At 58.2% G+C, this 18,814-nt stretch carries 23 protein-coding genes and 3 pseudogenes; 9 read left to right on the top strand and 17 right to left on the bottom strand.

All coding sequences use genetic code 11. The features are described from left to right. Positions 1 to 18: 18 nt before the first annotated feature. Positions 19 to 1,680, top strand: coding sequence for a Na/Pi cotransporter family protein (locus ACR9ZQ_RS00240; protein ID WP_481426486.1), 1,662 nt, complete (start codon positions 19 to 21; stop codon positions 1,678 to 1,680). A 503-nt stretch (positions 1,681 to 2,183) separates the two neighbouring features. On the opposite strand, the gene ACR9ZQ_RS00235 is transcribed toward ACR9ZQ_RS00240, so the two are convergent. Together ACR9ZQ_RS00235 and ACR9ZQ_RS00230 are read right to left on the bottom strand one after the other, a co-directional pair. Next, positions 2,184 to 2,363: a hypothetical protein gene (locus ACR9ZQ_RS00235; RefSeq protein ID WP_481426485.1), complete on the bottom strand. Its 180-nt coding sequence runs from the start codon at positions 2,361 to 2,363 to the stop codon at positions 2,184 to 2,186. Between the two features lie 216 nt (positions 2,364 to 2,579). Beyond that, positions 2,580 to 3,359 carry an SDR family oxidoreductase gene (locus tag ACR9ZQ_RS00230; RefSeq protein ID WP_481426484.1) on the bottom strand — a complete coding sequence of 260 codons (780 nt, stop codon included), beginning with the start codon at positions 3,357 to 3,359 and terminating at the stop codon, positions 2,580 to 2,582. A 414-nt stretch (positions 3,360 to 3,773) separates the two neighbouring features. On the opposite strand from ACR9ZQ_RS00230, the gene ACR9ZQ_RS00225 reads away from it, so the two are divergent. Both ACR9ZQ_RS00225 and ACR9ZQ_RS00220 read left to right on the top strand, forming a co-directional pair. Beyond that, positions 3,774 to 4,706, top strand: a complete 933-nt coding sequence (locus tag ACR9ZQ_RS00225; RefSeq protein WP_481426483.1) for a LysR family transcriptional regulator — start codon at positions 3,774 to 3,776, stop codon at positions 4,704 to 4,706. A gap of 100 nt (positions 4,707 to 4,806) precedes the next feature. Beyond that, a pseudogene (locus tag ACR9ZQ_RS00220) lies at positions 4,807 to 5,019 on the top strand (DUF4158 domain-containing protein); the annotation flags it as partial. 182 nt (positions 5,020 to 5,201) lie between these two features. On the opposite strand, the gene ACR9ZQ_RS00215 reads toward ACR9ZQ_RS00220, so the two are convergent. From ACR9ZQ_RS00215 to ACR9ZQ_RS00185, 7 genes and pseudogenes are all read right to left on the bottom strand, one after another. Next, positions 5,202 to 6,296 (bottom strand): nucleotidyltransferase family protein, encoded by a 1,095-nt coding sequence (locus ACR9ZQ_RS00215; RefSeq protein WP_481426482.1) that lies wholly within the window; start codon positions 6,294 to 6,296, stop codon positions 5,202 to 5,204. A 120-nt stretch (positions 6,297 to 6,416) separates the two neighbouring features. Further along, a pseudogene (locus ACR9ZQ_RS00210) lies at positions 6,417 to 7,129 on the bottom strand (IS6 family transposase). A gap of 12 nt (positions 7,130 to 7,141) precedes the next feature. Continuing rightward, the gene (locus ACR9ZQ_RS00205; RefSeq protein WP_481426481.1) at positions 7,142 to 7,492 is read right to left on the bottom strand and encodes a hypothetical protein; all 351 of its coding nucleotides are present in this window, start codon (positions 7,490 to 7,492) and stop codon (positions 7,142 to 7,144) included. A gap of 150 nt (positions 7,493 to 7,642) precedes the next feature. Next, on the bottom strand, positions 7,643 to 8,239 hold the full coding sequence (locus ACR9ZQ_RS00200; protein ID WP_481426480.1) for a DNA-3-methyladenine glycosylase I: 597 nt from the start codon (positions 8,237 to 8,239) through the stop codon (positions 7,643 to 7,645). A 73-nt stretch (positions 8,240 to 8,312) separates the two neighbouring features. After that, positions 8,313 to 8,693, bottom strand: coding sequence for a VOC family protein (locus tag ACR9ZQ_RS00195; RefSeq protein WP_481426479.1), 381 nt, complete (start codon positions 8,691 to 8,693; stop codon positions 8,313 to 8,315). 159 nt (positions 8,694 to 8,852) lie between these two features. Continuing rightward, complete coding sequence (locus ACR9ZQ_RS00190; RefSeq protein WP_461523097.1) at positions 8,853 to 9,641, bottom strand: SDR family oxidoreductase; 789 nt, start codon at positions 9,639 to 9,641, stop codon at positions 8,853 to 8,855. Then, positions 9,638 to 9,967, bottom strand: coding sequence for a nuclear transport factor 2 family protein (locus ACR9ZQ_RS00185; protein ID WP_481426478.1), 330 nt, complete (start codon positions 9,965 to 9,967; stop codon positions 9,638 to 9,640). The genes ACR9ZQ_RS00190 and ACR9ZQ_RS00185 overlap by 4 nt, the downstream gene beginning before the upstream one ends. Positions 9,968 to 10,063: 96 nt before the next feature. Here ACR9ZQ_RS00185 and ACR9ZQ_RS00180 point away from each other — a divergent pair, with 96 nt between their 5' ends. Next, positions 10,064 to 10,972 carry a LysR family transcriptional regulator gene (locus tag ACR9ZQ_RS00180; RefSeq protein WP_481426477.1) on the top strand — a complete coding sequence of 303 codons (909 nt, stop codon included), beginning with the start codon at positions 10,064 to 10,066 and terminating at the stop codon, positions 10,970 to 10,972. 256 nt (positions 10,973 to 11,228) lie between these two features. Continuing rightward, positions 11,229 to 11,843 (top strand): hypothetical protein, encoded by a 615-nt coding sequence (locus ACR9ZQ_RS00175; RefSeq protein WP_481426476.1) that lies wholly within the window; start codon positions 11,229 to 11,231, stop codon positions 11,841 to 11,843. Positions 11,844 to 12,046: 203 nt separating this feature from the next. Here the strand turns inward: ACR9ZQ_RS00175 and ACR9ZQ_RS00170 are convergent, their stop codons facing one another. Together ACR9ZQ_RS00170 and ACR9ZQ_RS00165 are read right to left on the bottom strand one after the other, a co-directional pair. Next, a complete protein-coding gene (locus ACR9ZQ_RS00170) occupies positions 12,047 to 12,337 on the bottom strand; it encodes a DUF1330 domain-containing protein (RefSeq protein ID WP_481426475.1) in 291 nt (96 codons plus the stop codon). A gap of 102 nt (positions 12,338 to 12,439) precedes the next feature. After that, positions 12,440 to 12,610, bottom strand: a complete 171-nt coding sequence (locus ACR9ZQ_RS00165; RefSeq protein WP_481426474.1) for a hypothetical protein — start codon at positions 12,608 to 12,610, stop codon at positions 12,440 to 12,442. A 382-nt stretch (positions 12,611 to 12,992) separates the two neighbouring features. Between ACR9ZQ_RS00165 and ACR9ZQ_RS00160 the strand changes: the two genes are divergently transcribed. Continuing rightward, positions 12,993 to 13,406 carry a SyrB-like regulator gene (locus ACR9ZQ_RS00160; protein WP_481426473.1) on the top strand — a complete coding sequence of 138 codons (414 nt, stop codon included), beginning with the start codon at positions 12,993 to 12,995 and terminating at the stop codon, positions 13,404 to 13,406. 162 nt (positions 13,407 to 13,568) lie between these two features. Next, on the top strand, positions 13,569 to 14,150 hold the full coding sequence (locus ACR9ZQ_RS00155; RefSeq protein ID WP_481426472.1) for a hypothetical protein: 582 nt from the start codon (positions 13,569 to 13,571) through the stop codon (positions 14,148 to 14,150). 62 nt (positions 14,151 to 14,212) lie between these two features. Here the strand turns inward: ACR9ZQ_RS00155 and ACR9ZQ_RS00150 are convergent, their stop codons facing one another. The 5 genes and pseudogenes from ACR9ZQ_RS00150 to ACR9ZQ_RS00130 all read right to left on the bottom strand — a co-directional run bounded on the left by ACR9ZQ_RS00150 (position 14,213) and on the right by ACR9ZQ_RS00130 (position 17,364). Then, positions 14,213 to 14,521, bottom strand: coding sequence for a DUF736 domain-containing protein (locus ACR9ZQ_RS00150; protein ID WP_003585013.1), 309 nt, complete (start codon positions 14,519 to 14,521; stop codon positions 14,213 to 14,215). Between the two features lie 387 nt (positions 14,522 to 14,908). After that, positions 14,909 to 15,122 (bottom strand): annotated as a pseudogene (locus ACR9ZQ_RS00145) (zincin-like metallopeptidase domain-containing protein); the annotation flags it as partial. A gap of 127 nt (positions 15,123 to 15,249) precedes the next feature. Next, positions 15,250 to 15,765 (bottom strand): AAA family ATPase, encoded by a 516-nt coding sequence (locus tag ACR9ZQ_RS00140; protein WP_481426471.1) that lies wholly within the window; start codon positions 15,763 to 15,765, stop codon positions 15,250 to 15,252. A gap of 10 nt (positions 15,766 to 15,775) precedes the next feature. Beyond that, the gene (locus ACR9ZQ_RS00135) at positions 15,776 to 16,519 is read right to left on the bottom strand and encodes a hypothetical protein (RefSeq protein WP_481426470.1); all 744 of its coding nucleotides are present in this window, start codon (positions 16,517 to 16,519) and stop codon (positions 15,776 to 15,778) included. A gap of 230 nt (positions 16,520 to 16,749) precedes the next feature. After that, the gene (locus tag ACR9ZQ_RS00130; protein WP_481426469.1) at positions 16,750 to 17,364 is read right to left on the bottom strand and encodes a 3'-5' exonuclease; all 615 of its coding nucleotides are present in this window, start codon (positions 17,362 to 17,364) and stop codon (positions 16,750 to 16,752) included. A 172-nt stretch (positions 17,365 to 17,536) separates the two neighbouring features. On the opposite strand from ACR9ZQ_RS00130, the gene ACR9ZQ_RS00125 reads away from it, so the two are divergent. Beyond that, on the top strand, positions 17,537 to 18,043 hold the full coding sequence (locus tag ACR9ZQ_RS00125) for a GNAT family N-acetyltransferase (RefSeq protein WP_481426468.1): 507 nt from the start codon (positions 17,537 to 17,539) through the stop codon (positions 18,041 to 18,043). Positions 18,044 to 18,145: 102 nt separating this feature from the next. Further along, a complete protein-coding gene (locus ACR9ZQ_RS00120) occupies positions 18,146 to 18,328 on the top strand; it encodes a hypothetical protein (protein WP_481426467.1) in 183 nt (60 codons plus the stop codon). A 62-nt stretch (positions 18,329 to 18,390) separates the two neighbouring features. Here ACR9ZQ_RS00120 and ACR9ZQ_RS00115 read toward each other — a convergent pair whose 3' ends face one another. Next, the gene (locus ACR9ZQ_RS00115; protein ID WP_003585013.1) at positions 18,391 to 18,699 is read right to left on the bottom strand and encodes a DUF736 domain-containing protein; all 309 of its coding nucleotides are present in this window, start codon (positions 18,697 to 18,699) and stop codon (positions 18,391 to 18,393) included. Positions 18,700 to 18,814 lie beyond the last annotated feature (115 nt).

Below are 18,814 nucleotides of genomic sequence, written 5' to 3'. Positions count from 1 at the left end.
CATTTTCAAGAGGAAAAGATGGCGTCCACGATCATAACGATAAATTTGTTAGGCGCTGTTGCCCTGCTGGTATTTGGCCTCGCCCAAGTAAAGGATGGTATGCAACGAGCTTTCGGCGCCAACCTTAGTAAAGGTCTCGCCAAAGGCACGAGCAGCGAATTGCGCTCCTTCATATCCGGGTTTGTCGCGACCATTGCACTGCAAAGCTCGACTGGGACGGCGTTGATGGTTGCTTCCTTCGTCGAGCGTCGAATCGTTGCACCCCGCATGGCGCAAGTTGCTCTCCTGGGGGCCAATATCGGCACTGCCGCAACCGCATGGGTTGTCGCAAGTGGCGTGGACTGGCCCTCGCCTCTTTTGATTTTTGCGGGCCTTTTCGCCTACAGGGGTAGTTCGCCGAGACGACGCGCAGGTGGACTTGCGTTGATCGGGGTCGGCCTGATGCTGCTGTCGCTGCAACTGGTGGGGATTGCGACAGAGCCGATGCGGCGATCGCCGGAACTGGTGAGGTTCATCATTGTGCTGGACAACGCATGGCCGCTCGCCTTCCTCGTCTCGGCAAGCATTGCACTCCTGTCGTCTTCGAGCCTGGCAGCGATCGTTCTCATCCTTTCCCTGGCCTCGACGGGACTTCTGTCGGCAAGCCTCGTTACTACCCTCGTCCTGGGCGCCAATTTCGGTGGAGCGCTTCTGCCGGTTGTCGCATCCCACAAGAGTTCGCCTTCGGTCAAACGCGCGCTGCTTGGCAATTTCCTCGTGCGTTCGTTAGGCTGCGTCATCTTCCTGCCGTTGACCGAATATGTCACCGATGTGGTGAGCGCTGTCCCATCCGAACTTCCCATGAATGTCCACCTCATGTTCAACGTCGTCACAGCCGTCCTTGCGTGGCCATTTGTATCGCTTTTGTCGAAGTTGACATGTCGCCTCGTGCCGGATGACGAGACAGGGCCGGATAAGCCTCGGTTTCTTGTGGCGAACAGGCGGACCATACCTTCGGTTGCTCTTGTGAATGCGACACGAGAGACATTGGGCATCGGTGACCTCGTGGAGAGAATGCTCGTCAAAACATGCGAAGCATTTGAAAGTAACGACCTTTCCAAGCTTTCCGAGATTTCTCTTCTGGAGGCGCAGGTGGACACGCTGCAGCAAGCGGTCAAGGCCTTTCTATCCGAACTCGGGCGAGCGGGACTCGACAAGAATGATAGTCAGCGTTCTCTGATGATCATCAATTACGCAATCAATTTGGAACATATCGGTGACATCATCGAAAAAGTCCTGCTGCCTCAGGTCTCCCGAAAGGCGTCGTTGGGGCTGAGATTCTCGCCGCAAGACTATGAGCGGTTGAAGACGCTCTTCTGCCTCACAATCGAGAATCTACACATGGCGCAAACATTCTTTGCAACGCACCAGGTCAGCCTCGTCAGTTCGCTGGTCCGCGCACACAGCAAGGTCGAACACCTGGAGAAACACGCGGCGGAAGGTCAAATCGAGCGGATTCGCGACGGATGCGACCAGCATATTGAGACGAGCGCACTCCATCTTGACCTGTTGCGCGACCTGAGGAGGATCAACAACCATATTATCTCTGTGATCCGACCTGCCGATGAAAATCACGTCTCCGTCTCGGGCAACGTTGAAAGCGAGCCGTTCCTGAGGACAGCCATGTTTCATCGACTGTGAGAGCCTTTACGTGGTCGCCTCTCGATCGATGAATCCGCCCCTCATGCGCTGCAGTCCTGCGACCGGACCGACGCGGGGCTTATAGGACAGGTTCGACCGCATCAAATCGGTCACGAGGTCCGCTCCAGCCTCTCTTTTGATGCTGTCGGCGGCTCTTTTCCTTGGCCGACGGAAGCCTTTGTGCGTAGCGCTTGAACAATTGCCGTGGATAGGATCTGTGCACGCCATATTTGGTTGCAAGGAAATCGATGCGTGCGCCATTGCGATATTCTGCCAACAGCGACATGCGCTGTTTGTGGTTGAAGACAGGGTCCGGGACGGCCAATATGAGCAACAGCCCCTGACGCTGGCCGCTTCTGTGCTTGGCGCTTCAATGGCCATTCCTGCCGGGGAGCGGCGGCCTTGTGACATCGCCGCTCCGCTGACGGAGCGTTCGGCGAACGAGGTACGTCGATTGACGTGTCCAGCGGCGCCCTTGTGCCGGGCGCCGCAAACCCCTGTGATCAGGAGTGGTAGGCAGCTTCGCCATGCGACCGGCTGCCGAGGTTGCCGGCGCCGAGGACGGAGTTGATGCCGCAAGGCAGTTCGAGGGTGAAGGCGCGCCTGCGCCGCGGCGGACCGCAGGGAAGGCTGCGCGCTTGCATATCGAGGGGCACTGCCGGGATGCCGATGCTGATAGTCAATCGGCGGCCGCCAACGGAGTGTTGTGCGGCGACGGCTGTGCGCGAGTGGGCGCGCCGCGATGATCGGCGCAGGACGACATTCGAAACGGGCGTCCGCCGATAAGCGGCGCATGTGTTCCCGGCGGCGGGACAGGTCGCGATGCGGACCTGGCATCACATTTGGTATCGGCATATAGCCGGCTCGGCGGGCAATATGCCCACCGAGCCTCTCAAAGTTTAAACGGTTGGGACGGTTCCGCCATCGATGATGTGTTCAGTCCCTGTGATCGATGAAGCTCGATCGGATGACAGGAAGGCGACGAGGTCGGCTACCTCCTGCGGCTTTGCCGGGCGGCCCAGCGGTATCCCGCCCAGGCTGTCCATGATCATCTTCTTGCCGCCTTCATAGTCCGTTCCTGCCTGCTCTGCCAGACGTTCGGCGAGTCTGACCGATGCTTCCGTTTCGATCCAGCCCGGCGAAACCCGCACGACGCGCACGCCCTTCGGAGACACCTCTTTCGACAGAGCCTTGCTGTAAGCCGAAAGCGCAGCTTTCGCCGAGGCATATGCGGTCGTCGCTTCCGGGAGCGGCATCAGTCTCTGGATCGACGAGACATGCACGACCACGCCGCTTCCTCGCTCGATCATGTGCGGAACGAGATGTCGGTCAAGCCGGATGGCAGGGAACAGGTTGAGAGACAGTTCCTTATCCCATTGAGCATCCGTCAACGCTGCAAACCCACCGCCCGGCGCTGAAGAGCCGCCCAGCATGTGAACGATGATATCGATGGATCCGAGGCGCTCACGGGCAGCCTGCGCGACTGTTGCGCAGCCTTCATCCGTGGTGAGGTCGGCCTCGATGAACTCTTCTTCCGACACCGTGTCGGCGCGCGTGCGGGCCGTTGTCAGAATCTGCGCTCCCAAATCGCGAAACAGGTCGACGACGGCGGCGCCCGCTCCCTTCGTCCCGGCGGTGACCAGGGCGCGCTTGCCGCGCAGCGTAACGAACTCTACCATTAGATCTCCAACTTGTTGATTCTGCTATTTTCTGTGGTGAAGGCGTAGTCCAGAATTATCAATGTCCTGGATATGGCCACCGACGCGTGCGCCAACCCGAATGCTGTTGTCGTCACCCGCGGCCTCGATTGATCAGCGACGTGTTGAACCTTTGACTTTGCGGCCAGCCACCCGGTGCGGATCACTTACAACCTGATTGCCGGCGCCCTCATCCATGACCGCGCCGCAATCGCAAAAGGCCCCGGTCAGGGCGCCTGCGTCGTTACGATCTTAGGCGTCGAACAGGCTCTAACGGTGCCCGGCAGATCCATTGGAATTCTCCTCGTTGTTCTCTTCCGCCCTTGATACATAGTACTCCTGTACCGCATAGATAAGCGGGATAATCGGGGATGTTGAATTGCGAAAAACGGGACAATGAACCACCTTAGCCTCAACGACTTGCGTGCTGTTGTCGCCATCGCGCGGCGCGGAACTTTTCGCGCCGCTGCCATTGATCTCGGCATATCGACAACCGCCCTCAGCAATTCGATCGGCAAGCTCGAGGCCGGTCTCGGCGTTCGTCTGTTCAATCGCACGACGCGGAGCGTTTCGCTCACCGATGCGGGCAAATTGTTCGTAGAGCAGATCGGCCGGCCGCTTCAGGATCTCTTTGACGGGTTGGATATCGTTCGATCGCAACGCGATACGCCCTCTGGAACGATACGCATAAATGCTGCGCCGTTTGCGGCGCGCAGCATCATGCCGCTTGTACTGGAGTTTCTTCGTCGTTATCCCGACATGACTGTCGATCTGGTCACGGAAGGCAGATTGGTCGATATCGTTGCCGACGGTTTTGATATGGGCGTCAGAGTAGCCGGCCTCATTCCCACCGACATGATTGCCGTTGCGCTCGGGCACCCCCAGCGATACGCCGTCGTGGGCTCCCGCGAGTATTTCTCCGATCGCGGCAGACCGCTTGTCCCTCCGGATCTGCTTTATCACAAGTGTATTCGCGTGCGCCTGCCCGACGGAGCCTTGTTTCGCTGGAGATTTGAGAAGGATGGCGAGGCAGTTCAGATCGATGTACGGGGTCCAATCGTGCTCGACGAGGCAAGCCTTGCGAGGACCGCGGTTCTTGACGGTATCGGTATTGGTTTTTTCCTAGAGCAGGACATCATCGCAGACATCGACACGAGGCGGCTCGTCCGCGTTCTGGAGGATTGGACACCACCTTTTCCGGGGCTGTGTCTCTACTATCCTGGTCGTCGAAATCTTTCGGCCGGCATGAGAGCTTTCCTTGCTCTGGCCCGCGAACACGCGCGGGACATGACGATCCCTGTCGGGCCCGATAGTTCCGAGGAGGCATAATCTTCGCCGTCATCGATCAAACAACACAGGAAGTGAAACACAACCACTTCTCACCGGGAAGACAATCCTCGCATGCGACGCTCCCATCACGAGGCGCAATCCGGATTTGCGGAGGCGTGATCACAATCGGCTCGGTTTTGCCATTCAACTTTGTTTGATGCGACACCCAGGCCGCGTGTTGAGAAGAAGTCCGTCTGCTGTCGTGCTGAGATATGTTGGTTATCAGATCGGTGTGACCCCAGAAGCATTTGACCTCTATGCACGCGGTGAAGAAACCAGTCGCGATCACACGGCGCACCTAATGGTGTATCTGATACGAGATCGATGTCGATCTCGCTCTTCAGCGATATTGGGCTCTCCTTGGCAACGGCCAGCAGGTAACGCTCATGGGCAATCGAGATAAATGGCCGCCTTGAGCGGACTCGAACTCTCGGCACCAGATTTGTCTCCACTTCGAATGAAATCAACTGCTTGGCTTTCGAAGCCGAGGACGGCCTATTCCCCAAACGGAAGTTCAATTTCTTCGCGGATTTTTTTTGCGCCCTCGACCAGGACCGCGCTGAACCGCTCGGCATCTTGTGCCGGTAGCATTCCCGCCCCGGTTCGAATACCTTCTTGCCACGCGGGCCCGCGCTCCCATGCTTCGTTGTAGACGAACGCCAAGTCAGCAGATCGCCTTGTCTGCTGCAGGGCTTCAAAGAGCAACGCAGCTTGACGAATGTCCTTCTCTTGCTTTGCCGGCCCCTGCCCGTCAGTGTGTCGGCGACTGGCGACGATGAGCTTGTGGACCGCATAGCGGGACGGATCAGGGACGACAACTGGGACACCACTTCGGTGGAGCAGCATTGTCCTGACAGGTTCCCTTATGAGGAAGTCGAGAAAGCGTAATGGATCCGCGCTGGCGCCACCAAGGGCGGGCATCTTCGCCGGCTGGTCGATGTAGTCATCCGAACCGCGGTTAGACGTCAGGAATTCGACCCGGTAGCCGTCCGCATTCTGAAACGCCGACGAGGCCGCGGACCCCGATCGATGCGGAACTGGCCGGAAGCTGGCGTCGACGCCCTGCAGCAGCTCAACGATCGGGGGTAGGCTGTCTTCAACCTCCCGACTGATGGCATAGTCCTGGGCGATGTCCGCATCGCCCGTCAGGATTGCAGCCATGGGAAGCCGGACCCCCAGCAGTCCCGAATAGCACTGAAAGGCTACCGTGCCGATGAGAACACCCCGGAGCCGGAAAAGACCGCCATCGGCAAGAGCCTCGACGATGTCGCCCGACATGGCGTCAGGGGCAATCATCCCGCCTTCGCGGGTGAGGGTATTTACCAAGCGCCTGCGAGCGCGTAGATCGTCCTTGTCCCGCTTATGATCAGCTACGCGCTGCGCGATATCCGGATCATCAGCAGAACCGACGTAACGACGTTTCGTGCCACCATGTCCATCTGGGATGTCGAAGTACCAGTACTTGCGCCCTTTGATGTTCGCCGGGGTGAACCGACCTTCCGGAGGGAAATCGGCCGTCCAAGCGGCGTCGAGCGAGCGCTGACCTAGCTCGGCGAGCATCGTCTGATACATGAGGTCCATGGGCTTCATAGGCTTGGCTCCGGCGTTATACCGTTTTTCAAAAACAGTATAACGGTCGAGAGAATAGGCCGCAAGGGTGGCGTCGCCTTAACGGTTTCGAGCGCGCGGTGAGGACGTGTTTCGCGTACTTCAGGCAGCGATTGAGCCAGCGATTTCACGCCACATGGAGATGGCGGAGTGCGAAGCTGGCGATGGTCCGCGGCGGACAACCATTTCCGGTGAAGAAGAAAAAGATTGGCGATCGGGCCGTGAGTTGAGACGAAACGCTGACATTGTCGCGCGGACTTGAAGCGCATCATGCGTCGCTCTCGCCGTCGCACAACAAGATGAGAGTTCTCAGCTCGGTTGTTCAATCCCTTATGCGAGCGATGTTCGACGCGCGGCATCAACTGGGATTTTGCGGCCGAATAGGAACGCAGCTTGTCGGTCACCATCACGCGCGGGGCGGTCCCCTGGTGCTTGAGCAGCTTTCTCATCAGCTTTAAGGCGGCCGCCTTGTTCCGTTGGCTTTGCAGCAGGGCGTCGAGCACGTAACCGTTCGCGTCGACGGCGCGCCACAACCAATATTTCTTTCCCTTGATCGTCACCACCATCTCGTCGAGCTGCCACTTGTCGGAAAAGTGGCCTCGTGAACGGTGCCGGAGCAGATGAGCAAATTTCAAGCCGAATTTCGCCGCCCATTCCGAGACGGTCTGGAATGAGACGTTGATGCCGCGCTCAGCGAGCAGATCTTCGATGTCACGGAAGCTGAGCGGGAACCGATAATAGAGCCATACGGCATGGGCAATGATCTCAGCGGGAAATCGGTGGCGTCTGAAGTGGGCGAGAGGGGCTTCGGTCATGAAAACCCGATATCAAGTCATTTCGAACAGGCAGTTAAGGCGACGCCACCCGCTGAAGATGTGCCAGTTCGGATCGATCGTCTCATCCGCCTTCCAGTCGTCCGACCCCATCACCGGATAGATCACGACGGGCGTTCCATCGTCGAGCAGGCCGGCGCCATCGTTGCCCAGGATCATAGGATAGGGTACGGGCTTTTCGTCCACGAGCCCGCGTAGGGTGAAGACATCGTGCCGATTGAGACTGGCATGAGTTATCTTAACACGCAACCAGCCTTCCTCAATGACTGGTTCTGGCATCTCGCCCAAGACGAGGGAGGCCATGGGGTCGTTCTGATTTGGTTCCTTGGCATAGACAGCAAACATAGTCGGTCCTTTCATCTGGTTTGAGGTTCGGTGCTGCGGGGCCGGAGCCCAAAACAGATGGCCAGCCCCCTGCTCTTGAGGGCAATCAAACGGATAATCGGGAGGATCTGCACACCCCTGATTGTGTTTCCCGCGCAAAATTGAGAGTTGTCAGACTTGATCATCCTGGTGCGTGGTTTGCTGGACTCCGTGGCGCCGGAAGCATCCGACAGAATGATCGTTGACGATGCCGACCAACTGCATCCAAGCATAGACGATCGTCGGCCCGACAAACTTGAAGCCACGCCGCTTCAATTCCTTGGAGATGGTCTCAGACAGAGATGTCCTTGCTACCCAGCTTTTTCCGTCACCAAGGACAGGCGCACCTCCCGTGAAAGACCAGCAGAATTCCGAGAAGTCCTCGCCGCGATTTTGCATGCCGCAGTAGATTTGTGCGCCTTGGATGGGGGCTTGGATCTTGGCTCTGGCACGCACGATGCCAGGATCCGCCATCAGTCGCTCGACGTCTCCTTCGCCGAAAGCAGCGACCTTAACTGGATCGAAATCTGCGAAGGCGGCCCGAAAGGCTTCACGCTTGCGCAGGATAGTGATCCAGGAAAGTCCTGCCTGAAACCCTTCCAGCATGAGCATTTCCCACAGCATCCGTGGATCGCGTTGCGGGACGCCCCATTCTGCATCGTGATAGTCCCGCATCAACGGGTCGGTTTGGGCCCAACTGCAGCGCTCGCAAGAAAAAGTATCAGACACGATCAGGCCTCTCTTTTAGTCACCATGGCTGGATCTCCGGGTTGGGCATGGGTGCCGCCGCCCGTCCGGTGTATTAATCGGAGGAATGATGGACAGCCTCCAGATTGCAGCCATCGGGAGTGAGGACGAATGCAGCATAGTAGCCGGAATGATAATGTGAGCGGATGCCGGGAGGTCCGTTGTTAGTTCCGCCAGCGGCCATTGCCGCTTCATAGAATGCATCGACAGCGTCACGATTGGGCGCAGTCAGTGCGATGTGCAGGTAGCCGCTGATCGGCTTGCCCTGACCAAGAAAAAGAAAAGGGCTTTCACTGCCGAAGCCGAAATGATCGGGCTCATCATCCGTTCCACCGTAAGCCACCAGGCGCTTTATCCCCAGCGGCGCCAGCGCCTGCTCGTAGAACGCACTTGAGCGCTCGATATCCGGTACGGAGATAGTGATGTGGTCAAGCATGTTCTTCTCCTTTTAGAGGTTATTCTGGAAGACCGTCATCGGCTGCTGTGGCGATCATTTGCCAGTAGAGATTGAGATCGATGACGTGCGCTGGCGATGAGGACAAGGCATCGTCGAACCCACGGCGCCCGCCATTTCGCGGACGCCGTGGGTTCGACCCTATACGGTCCTGATCGTGCCGCCATCGATGACGAACTCGGCGCCATGGATCGCAGCAGCGCGGTCGGAGGCAAGGTAGGCGATGAGGTCGGCGACCTCAGACGGCTCCGCTCCACGTCCGATCGGGATACCACCTATCCATGCCATAACCGCTTGCCGTGCTTCCTCGTACGTGCCGCCATTGCTAGCCTGCATGCCTTTCACGAGATCGACAGCGCCCTCGGTCATGATCCAGCCAGGGCAGACGTTGTTGACCCGGATACCTTTTGGACCCAGTTCTTTGGAGATCGATTTGCTGTAGGTCCTCAGCGCTCCCTTGGCCGCGGCATAGGCGGTGGTGGACTCAGGCAGAGGCAGCCTCGATTGGGTCGAGGTCACGTGAACCACTGCGCCATTGCCTCGCTCGATCATCTGAGGGATCAGGAGCCGATCAAGGCGAACCGTCGCTAGAAGGTTCAAGTTCAGCTCCGAGAGCCAGAGGTCATCTGTGAGCGCGACAAAGCCGCCGGGCGGCATAGCCGAACCACCGATGACATGGGCGAGAATGTCGATCCCGCCCAGTCGCTCAAGCGACGCTTTGGCCAGCGCTTCGCCGCCCTCCGCAGTCGTCAAGTCGGCCTGGACATATTCAACGCCCTCTATCGGATCCTTGATCGTGCGGGCTGCCGTGATTACACGGGCGCCGCCCGCGAGGAAACGCTCGACCGTAGCGCGGCCCAGGCCTTTTGTGCCGCCGCTGACGAGCACGCGCTTGCCAGCGAACTCGTTGGGATCTGCCTGGATGCTCATACCGTGGTCTCCATGCTCTTTATGGCGTCGTTCGCCAGCGTTACGCGATAGGTGAAGCGGATCGGGCTGCCCGGGAAGTCCCCATGAGCGGGACCTTCGAGCACGACATCGCCGTCTTCTTCCCGAACAGTGTCGGGCGTGAAGATCGCCTTCACCGCGATCGCTTCGTCCTTGAGTAGCTTGCGGATCTCAGCCAGCCCCTCGTAACGCTTGCCGTTGTCGATGAAGACGGCGTCATCCAGGAAGGGCTTCATCATGCCGTCGATATCGAGATGGGCGTTTGCCTCGACATAATCGGCGATGGGTTTGGGTAGGTTCATTGACATGTTCATCTCCTCAGTGGTGATGAAGCTAAGTTAGCGATGGACTTTTCTCCTGATAAGCAAGATAAATCGGCGTGACGTATTGCGAAAATCAGGACAATGACTCGGCATTCGCTAATCGAACTTGAAGCGGTTCTCGCGATCGTTCGCTGCGGCTCGTTTCGAGCGGCGGCGCTCGATCTCAGCATGTCGACCACGGCCATCAGCAACGCGGTGGGCAAGCTCGAGCGGGAGCTTGATGTGCGATTATTCAATCGCACCACGCGCAGCGTCTCGCTCACCTATGCGGGGCGGATCTTCGTCGCACAGATCAAACCAGCGCTCGAGGGCATCCAAAAAGCGATGAATACGGCGCGCTCCCAACAAGAGACGCCGTCCGGCATCTTGCGCATCAATGCCTTCGCGACGGCGGCGCGCGAGATCATGGCGCCGCTGGTCCTGAGCTATCTGAAGCTCTATCCGCAGGTTCATATCGACATCGTCACCGAGGGGCGGCTTGTCGATGTCGTGGCGGCGGGCTTCGATCTGGGAGTGCGCAGCGCGGATCTGGTGCCCAGCGACGCGATCGCCATACCGCTGGGTAAGATGCGGCGCATGGCGGTTGCCGCCTCGCCCGCCTTTTTCGAGAACCGCGCCATCCCGCAAATACCGCAGGATCTGCTTTCTTACCCCTGCGTCCGCGGACGACTTCCCGATGGTTCATTGCTCCGATGGCGGTTCGAGAAGGACGGCAATGAACTGCAGCTCGACGTCGAAGGACCGATCACTCTTGATGAAGCATCCCTGGCGCGGATCGCGGTAACGAGCGGCGTAGGGATCGGCTATTTCATGGAAACCGATGTCCGCGAAGACATCGCAACGGGACGGCTTGTGCGCATTCTCGAAGAGTGGACGCCGCCGCTGGTGCCGCTGTGTCTCTATTATTATAATCGGCGAAATTCCTCCGCGGCCTTCCAGGCCTTTATCGCGCTCGCGCGCGACTTCGCCGCCGGGCGGCTGTCATATTAGCGGAAGCTGATTCTGTATCTGCAATTCGACCAGACACTCGCCTATCGGCCTATTCCAGCCTCCGACCTCCATGCAGTAATGTCTCCCTTTGGCGCAAAGCCGAAGACGCCTTTCCGCCCTAAGCAGACTGCCAGGCTCTCCATTAAGTTGGCAAAACATCCAGAGGGTGTTAGCTTCTCGTCATTGGGGGAACTCATGGCGGGATACTTCGGAACCGAGATTCAGCAGCGACTTCAGGCGCAAGCGGAGGGCAGCGATGGTTTCATCTCCGTCACACCTGGAGCCTGCCAAGCCGGTCGAACAATGGGGTGTGATGATCCTCAACAATTCGGTTGGGACCGCATCAGGCGAGATCATCGACCGTGACGGGTTTTTTGGATTTCGCCTGATCGACACTGCTAACGTCGATGCCGTCAGGTCGGAACTGAATGCTCGGGGATTAAGGTTCGACACCTGGGAGGTCTTTCTTGCGGATCGCGAAACGGCGCTGGCGGCGTCTTTAGCGCTAGCCGCTGGCCCACTTCCTTCGGGCTATTCGCTGTGGCCGACACCAACGGAACCTGAGAGCCAACAGGTACGCGACTTACAATTGATGATGGCCGATGCAGGTGTCGTGCCGTTTTCCGGCTCGATGCTGTCAGGTGTAATCGGCAGCGCGACGACAATTATGATCGGCGATGCAGAAGGTAAAGCGGCGGCGAGTGCGCACGGATATATGCCGCACAATGCCTACAGCTCCTATCATAGGTATGCATGGGGTGGTTTGGTCGCCGTGGCGGAGGCGCATCGCGGCCAAGGACTTGGAAAGACCGTCAACGCCAATGATGATCGATCAGGTTTTCAGGAACTTCGGAGCAAGCCATATCTATGAACTCATATCGGCGAGCAACACACCCTCTCGACGAATGGTCGAAGCGTGCGGTCTACGTCTTGAGCCGTCTCTCACCTGCGGGATAGCAACACGCCAGGAAAGCAAGCGCTTTACTAAGTGATTGCATTATCCAATGGGACTAGCTGAGTAGAAACTGTGACTCATTGAATCCACGCAGACTCGGCTCGGGACTTGGCAATAGATCAAAGCCCTTCCACAATTCGGATGTCCCGTTCAACGCCGCCCGCAAGCAAAGCCATGGCCTCTTGATAGGCTGGGCTGTCATGAGCGGTCTGAGCATGCTCAACACTATCGAACTCGATCAGAACCGTTCGCTGGTGAAGTCCCTCTTCGTAAACCAGTGCGGGTAGACCGCGCGCTATTATACGCCCTCCGGCGGCCACAATCGCAGGGCCGCTGAGCTTGGCGTAAGCTGCCAGGGCATCGGGATTGGTGACAGAACGATATGTGGCAACCCAATATGCTTTGGCCATCTGCTGCTCCTTCATTTCCAGCTACTAAATCGTTGTCATGTCAAACCTCAGACGTTTCGTCCTGGAAAGTCAATGTCTGCTTTCGGCGGCGCCAAGCCGCCGTCAATGTGGCGGCTCCACGGCTATCAGCGCTTCAAACGCTGCCTCCTCCTCCGCAAGCTTCGCCTCGGCGCTTGCCAACTCGGCCGCAATCTCGCGGCGCTCGTTCTGGTGCACGGCGTTGCGCAGCTCGGCACGAAGTTCTTCGATCTGGCATTCGATTTCGTAGGTCATTGTCTGATCTCCTATGTGAAAGACGATCAGCGACGCCGGATAGGGAATGACGATGTCAGGGATCGCTGAAGCGACCGGCAGCGCCGGGGAGTGGGGGAGCCGATTTCGTGTTGGCGGCTCTGCTGCCAATTCGAAATTGGGGGCACCGCTCATCCTTGACGACGGCAATCCCGTGGGCATCATCATCGGACACTGAGCAGGTTTTTCCTCTCGCCGTATGGCGCCCAAAAAAGCCGACCTCGCTCGATGCGTGGTCCGGCTTTGATTACCCGGTAGAGATGGCGGCCTGGCAAACGCCGAATGCACGCGAAACACCACTTTCCGCATTGACTTTAAGTAACGGCGAATCAAAAGCTTTGCGGCCTAACAGAGGAGAACACTGATGGCCGACGAAACCACGATTGAAGCACCTGCCGCGACAGAAACGCCGGCCCCTACCCCCGTTGAGAAGAAGACGCGCAAGCCACGGACGCCGAAAGCTGTCACTGAGGTCAGCACCGTCGATGCTACCTCTGCACCGGTAGAAAAGCCGGCCAAAAAGACACGTGCCAAACGCGGCTCCAAAGTGGTTCCGGTCAAGGCGGAAAAGCCGGTTGCTACACCGAAGGCGGCCGCCAGTCGCGCGCCCCGTGTTGCAGCTGCTGCTTCCGCTCCGGTCGCTACCTCTGTTGACGTCATCGACGATATCGCCGACCTCATCAAGCTTGAGGAAGAGAACAAGCAGCTTCGCAAGGAGCTCTCGGAGAAGCTGCGCGCAGAGAATGCAGATCTGCGCAAGCGCCTTGGCAAGGGCTGAATTCTGGTTTGAGCGGCGCCAAGCATTTCCATGCGATGGCGCCGCCGATCTTTCGCCTGATTGAGCCGAGATCAATGAGATCCTAGCGACGATGAATGACCGCGGCAATTTCCCCGTCGCGATGCTTTGAAGGTAAATGCGATGAGAACACCATGGAGATTTGTGGCTGACCTGGTGTCGCGTAAAACGAAACCAGATAGCCATAAGGAGAGCCCCGCGGTCGCGCCGGAGACCATTGCTCTCGAATACAAGCCTTCGCCCGAAGAGGAACAACCTGGCCTCGACGCGACCGTAGTCGACCGCTCCGTAGAATTCATCTCCGAGGCGCAGGTCGAGGCAGGCCGGCCCGACCCAGATGCTGGCTCGACGGACACCGAAACGGCGGCACCAGTTGCAGCGGAATCTCCTGCGGGCCAGGTCGGCGAAGAGGAGCCTGCTGCTCTCCTTCCCCCACAACAGCCTAAGGAAAATTCGCCTGCTCCTACGCCGACCGAAGCTGCCGAAACTCAGGTGAAGCGAGCGCCGGCGCGTCGAAAGAAGATTGATCCAGCCGTCGAGCCTGTGGTTCCCACCACCCAGACCGACGAGGACGCTCCTGCCGTCGCTGCCGGCCCGAAATCTTTGGCGGATGAAATGGCTGACCTTGACGCTGAGGTCGATGCGTTGCGGCGCCAGCTTGCAAAGAAGCTTATCGAGCAGAACGCGCAATTACGCAAGATGCTCGCCAGGTTCGACGCGCGCTAATCGCGCGTCCCCATTCCGATAAGGAAAAAGGCTCCGCCGATGGCGGAGCCTTGTGATGTCAATCAATCCCGGTTCGGGCGGGACCAGATGAGCTGGAGGCCGTCTTCGCCTTCGACCTCGGCGAGCGTTGCGTAGATCGGAGCCGGGAAGCTCGGATCGTCGAGTTTAACCGAGAGGTAGTCGCGGCCCTCACCGGAGGTCTTCTGCCAGGCGGCGCCTAGTTCAACGCTACCTGCGTAGACGCGGAACTGCGGGCCCTTGTCGGAGGGGTTCTCGACTCGGGCGATGCGGGCTTTGACGTTGAGGGCGAGAGTGCGGATGGAGCCAGTGAAGCCGTTTTCGGTGGAGGTGAAGGTGCCGATGGTTGCCATTGTCGTATTCCTTTTCTCGTATTCGGGCCCGCGCCCATCGCGGCCTCGATGGCTGTCGCAAAGACCGGGGACGATCGGACCGCACCTGATAAGGCCGCAATGAAATGGAGGGCGGCAAGTCGCAGATTTGTTAGCGGGCGAGGAGGAGGGCGCAGCCTTCCGGGGTAAGAAATCTGCGAATTGTCGTTGCGGGAAGACGATCGAGGCGCAGCCGGTCTCCGGTCAGACATGCCTCATCGAGCCCGCAGATGGGTTGCCGGAAACTCCGACGGGAAGAGATATGGCAGTGGCGTCCCGCCGCAGTTGCCTCGGTCAGGAATGGTAGCCTGCGCCCAGCGTGATACGGACCACGCGGCCGCCACCGGTCGTGACGACCGCGCTTGAGCGTCAGGCCGCAGCCTTCACATCCGCTTCCGGCTGGAGCGAATGCAAAAAGCTGACTGCCCGTTGCGCATGGGCCGCCCGCCTGGAAGATCGCCCGCTTGTCGTTGGCAAGCACCGATAACCACGACTGCAGATACGATGCATGATCCGGCCTCGGCTCAAGCTCCGGTGCGATTCCGAGATCGGCGCAGAGGATGCAACTGCCGAGCTCGGCAATTTATCCTGACAGGCAAGTATCAAGTGCCGCTTCTCGCACCCAGATTAGCCCAATAGCTAGACGCTAGATATTTAAGGACCCAATTCTGAACGTTGCCGGTCTATGCGCTTGCCACGCATGTCCGAGGTTAAACATTGCCCCTCAAATACCAAAGGACGCGATCAATCGCTTGTTCCAGGGTCAACGCCGAGGTGTCGAGAATTTCACACCCATATGCCAGAGCCTCTTTTCTAAGGAAGCCGGCCCAGTTCATCATGTCTGTGTTGGCAAGATCAGGTTGGCCTCGATCGACCGAAAGCCGTCTGGCCCTCGTTTCGTCGTCACAATCGACGAGGATCGTAATGTAGGAAGTAATACCCGCGTGTTCGGCGCCCTCCCGCAGAAACGAAAATCGTGACTGGCCTTCAAAAAGAACGCTCCGGCCTTGCGCCGAGAGCAGAGATAGTCGCGCCATCCATTCGAGTGTAGCAGCTCTCTGCCATCCCTCGGCGGAACCGAATCTATCGATCATTTCTTGCACGGACGGGACGCCAATACGGTCCTTATAGAAAACACCGAACTCCCGGCCGTGTCCGTGTTCGATCGCTTCCGCAATTGTGGTCTTGCCGGCCCCTGATGCTCCGGTGAGAATAACGAGTGGCATAGAATCTCCTTCAATATTTGGCAGCGCCGGCTGCGAAGTTGCTGTTTCTGAATAGCCATAGAGTGCGATGGCCATGATGATATTTGCCGGCTCGCTCGAAACCGGGATGGTCGAATTTTATTCTTTTGGCAGTTGCCAGAACCACGACTGGAACGTTGATACCGGCCAGTGAGGTCAGCAGGGCGGGTTCGTGCGATCCCGTACGCCAATGCTCTTGTTTGCCGTAAGGCACGTCTGCAATCACCAGATCGACAGGGGGCAGAGCGGCGAGTTTTGAAGCAACCAGATCGGCATCTGCCGCATCGGCTTGAAACACATTTGCCGGTAAATGTCGGCGCGGGGCGAAAAGCTTGTTGCCACTTTGGAGGGCGGCACGATGGCTTTGACGGTCGTGCCGAGCAACGAGGTTGCTCAGCTCACTGAGACGGCGAGAAATCCCTTCCGGTGTGAGAAGATCTGCGTTTTTGACCGCGACGGAAACGGCCTCGGCTGAAATGTCTGACATGCTGACGTTCCGCAGCACGTCGCCACGCAAAAAGCCCAACACCGTTGCGAGATAGCCGCCGCCGCAAGTTGGATCATAGAAATGATAAGGCGGCGGCCGGCCCTCACTGACTAGAAGGGATGTCGCCCGCAGGAATAATTCACTGGCGAGACGGACAGGAAAGGCGGTGAGACCGGGTCGGCTAAATAGAACTCGACCGCTCGCCAAATCTTCGCTTGGAAGATCAGCGCGAGAATGCGCGAATTTCATGGAAGGCTCTCAAAATCGCGGCCAGCACTATAAGCTCGCCAAGGCGAGGCTGACTAAACGTACCTAGGTGCGATGCACCTGCTTCGAACCCCTTTGGCAAAGGGGAGAGCCTTTAGGCGTCGAAGAAAGCCGTTTCGATGTTGAGAACGAAGGTTTTCATAGCGAGGTGAGCTTATCGTCTGGCGGGCGCACCCGCAAGACGGTCGCGAAAATCCCAAAGCCCGCGACTACTACGTGCGGTCGAAAACGTCAGGCTGTAATTTTCCGGCCTTCATAAGATGCTGCAATGTGTACGATATCGAAAGTGCGTCATCGAGCGCGTCGTGACCCTGCAATGGGGGATGCTCAACGCTATAATATGCAGCAAGCTGGTCGCTCGGTGTTTTCGCCAAGTCCTCGATCGGCATACCTGCTGCGAGCAAGAGCTTGACGGCATTGTCAAAACGATGGGCCGGGATGGGGGGTTGGACGCCGGCGATATAGCAGCTAATCGCGACCATATTCAACTCATCCTTGCCCCATGACCAAAACCGCACACCCTCCGAGAAGCTATCGACGCCGGCAAGGGCTTCCTGCAAGGATACGCCCTCGGCCTCAATGTTCTCATCGGTAATGCCGGTTAGCTTGGTGAAGAACGGATCGAGGGCATACCTCTTGCCAAACCGGTCGATCGGCCGGACATAGGCTTTGTATGTTCCCAAAAGAGGAAAATCACCCTCAAGCCCAAGTTTGACAGCCCCGATCTGCGCGATGACAGGATCGGGATCGTGGGCTGCGCACCAGAATCTGCGCTGTGAGCCTTCCAGGCAGAGAAATTCGCAGTCAAATATGATCGCAGTTTTCATAAACTACCTTTCCTCTCAGGCGTTGATTGTTCGTCGCATCCGCCCTTGCTTGTGTTCTCATCGAGAATGTTGGCGATGCGAGAGGATCCGGCTCCCGCCTTAGTCGTTTCGACACTCTTCTTGAGCATGCTTCGGGTCAAGAGAGCATAGTTGCCGATTCATGGCGAGATTGATGAGTGATATAGACGTAGAAATTGAGATTCGCCCGGTGGATTTTGAAACACGGGCGCACTTCTCGGAGATTTTGGAAGAGGCGAGCGCGTGGCAAAAAGCGCGCGGTTCGGAGGGCTGGAATTACCCCTTCGATGACCCGTGGATGCTACCTCGGATAGAGCGCCGGGAATTGTTCCTTGCGTATGTGGGCAGCCAACCCGTCGCCGCGTTTCGAATCCTGTGGGAAGATCGTCCGTATTGGGGCGAGAAGGAAACAGGCGACAGCATTTATCTGCATACCTTCGCGGTTCGCCGCGCCAAAGCCGGAAACGGAATTGGCAAAACCGTCATAGATAAAATCGCGGGCATGGGAAGAGAACGTGGCCTGGCGAACATCAGGCTCGACTGCTCCCTCTCCAGCTCGAGACTGATTGCCTACTACCAGCAACACGGCTTTGCTTCCGTCGGAACTACGTTCATGAACGGGAAAATGATGAACTTGATGGAGCGTCCTTTAAAGGTCTAAGATGAGTTACTAGCATCGGGCTGCGTCGATATCGCACAGACCGGCAGAGCCGGAGAGTGGGCGAGCCGATTCCGTCGGCATCATGAGCCAATCGCGCAGCCGGTGATTTCCGCAGTCCGCGCCGGCGAGGTTACTCCTGCCGTCGCTGCGGGTCCAAAATCACTCATCGATGAAATGGCCGACCTTGACGCTGAGGTCGATGCGTTGCGGCGCCAGCTTGCAAAGAAGCTCATCGAGCAGAACGCGCAATTACGCAAGATGCTCGCCAGGTTCGACGCGCGCTAATCGCGCGTCCCCATTCCGATAAGGAAAAAGGCTCCGCCGATGGCGGAGCCTTGTGATGTCAATCAATCCCGGTTCGGGCGGGACCAGATGAGCTGGAGGCCGTCTTCGCCTTCGACCTCGGCGAGCGTTGCGTAGATCGGAGCCGGGAAGCTCGGATCGTCGAGTTTAACCGAGAGGTAGTCGCGGCCCTCACCGGAGGTCTTCTGCCAGGCGGCGCCTAGTTCAACGCTACCTGCGTAGACGCGGAACTGCGGGCCCTTGTCGGAGGGGTTCTCGACTCGGGCGATGCGGGCTTTGACGTTGAGGGCGAGAGTGCGGATGGAGCCAGTGAAGCCGTTTTCGGTGGAGGTGAAGGTGCCGATGGTTGCCATTGTCGTATTCCTTTTCTCGTATTCGGGCCGCGCCCATCGCGGTCTCGATGGCTGTCGCAAAGACCGGTGGCGATCGGACCGCACCTGATAAGGCCGGAACAGGGTGGAGGGCGGC

The organism is Rhizobium sp. KNZ14-9A (assembly GCF_056755015.1).
This window is presented reverse-complemented; position numbering and strand designations above follow the sequence as displayed.

Coding starts and splice junctions, on each gene's coding strand:
- ACR9ZQ_RS00190 (WP_461523097.1), bottom strand. CDS start 9,641: ATGAGCATCCAGGCAGATCCCAACGAGTTCGCTGGCAAGCGCGTGCTC.
- ACR9ZQ_RS00115 (WP_003585013.1), bottom strand. CDS start 18,699: ATGGCAACCATCGGCACCTTCACCTCCACCGAAAACGGCTTCACTGGC.
- ACR9ZQ_RS00165 (WP_481426474.1), bottom strand. CDS start 12,610: ATGACCTACGAAATCGAATGCCAGATCGAAGAACTTCGTGCCGAGCTG.
- ACR9ZQ_RS00230 (WP_481426484.1), bottom strand. CDS start 3,359: ATGGTAGAGTTCGTTACGCTGCGCGGCAAGCGCGCCCTGGTCACCGCC.
- ACR9ZQ_RS00160 (WP_481426473.1), top strand. CDS start 12,993: ATGGCCGACGAAACCACGATTGAAGCACCTGCCGCGACAGAAACGCCG.
- ACR9ZQ_RS00215 (WP_481426482.1), bottom strand. CDS start 6,296: ATGAAGCCCATGGACCTCATGTATCAGACGATGCTCGCCGAGCTAGGT.
- ACR9ZQ_RS00240 (WP_481426486.1), top strand. CDS start 19: ATGGCGTCCACGATCATAACGATAAATTTGTTAGGCGCTGTTGCCCTG.
- ACR9ZQ_RS00185 (WP_481426478.1), bottom strand. CDS start 9,967: ATGTCAATGAACCTACCCAAACCCATCGCCGATTATGTCGAGGCAAAC.
- ACR9ZQ_RS00140 (WP_481426471.1), bottom strand. CDS start 15,765: ATGCCACTCGTTATTCTCACCGGAGCATCAGGGGCCGGCAAGACCACA.
- ACR9ZQ_RS00205 (WP_481426481.1), bottom strand. CDS start 7,492: ATGTTTGCTGTCTATGCCAAGGAACCAAATCAGAACGACCCCATGGCC.
- ACR9ZQ_RS00225 (WP_481426483.1), top strand. CDS start 3,774: ATGAACCACCTTAGCCTCAACGACTTGCGTGCTGTTGTCGCCATCGCG.
- ACR9ZQ_RS00175 (WP_481426476.1), top strand. CDS start 11,229: ATGGTTTCATCTCCGTCACACCTGGAGCCTGCCAAGCCGGTCGAACAA.
- ACR9ZQ_RS00195 (WP_481426479.1), bottom strand. CDS start 8,693: ATGCTTGACCACATCACTATCTCCGTACCGGATATCGAGCGCTCAAGT.
- ACR9ZQ_RS00130 (WP_481426469.1), bottom strand. CDS start 17,364: ATGAAAACTGCGATCATATTTGACTGCGAATTTCTCTGCCTGGAAGGC.
- ACR9ZQ_RS00180 (WP_481426477.1), top strand. CDS start 10,064: ATGACTCGGCATTCGCTAATCGAACTTGAAGCGGTTCTCGCGATCGTT.
- ACR9ZQ_RS00125 (WP_481426468.1), top strand. CDS start 17,537: ATGAGTGATATAGACGTAGAAATTGAGATTCGCCCGGTGGATTTTGAA.
- ACR9ZQ_RS00170 (WP_481426475.1), bottom strand. CDS start 12,337: ATGGCCAAAGCATATTGGGTTGCCACATATCGTTCTGTCACCAATCCC.
- ACR9ZQ_RS00135 (WP_481426470.1), bottom strand. CDS start 16,519: ATGAAATTCGCGCATTCTCGCGCTGATCTTCCAAGCGAAGATTTGGCG.
- ACR9ZQ_RS00150 (WP_003585013.1), bottom strand. CDS start 14,521: ATGGCAACCATCGGCACCTTCACCTCCACCGAAAACGGCTTCACTGGC.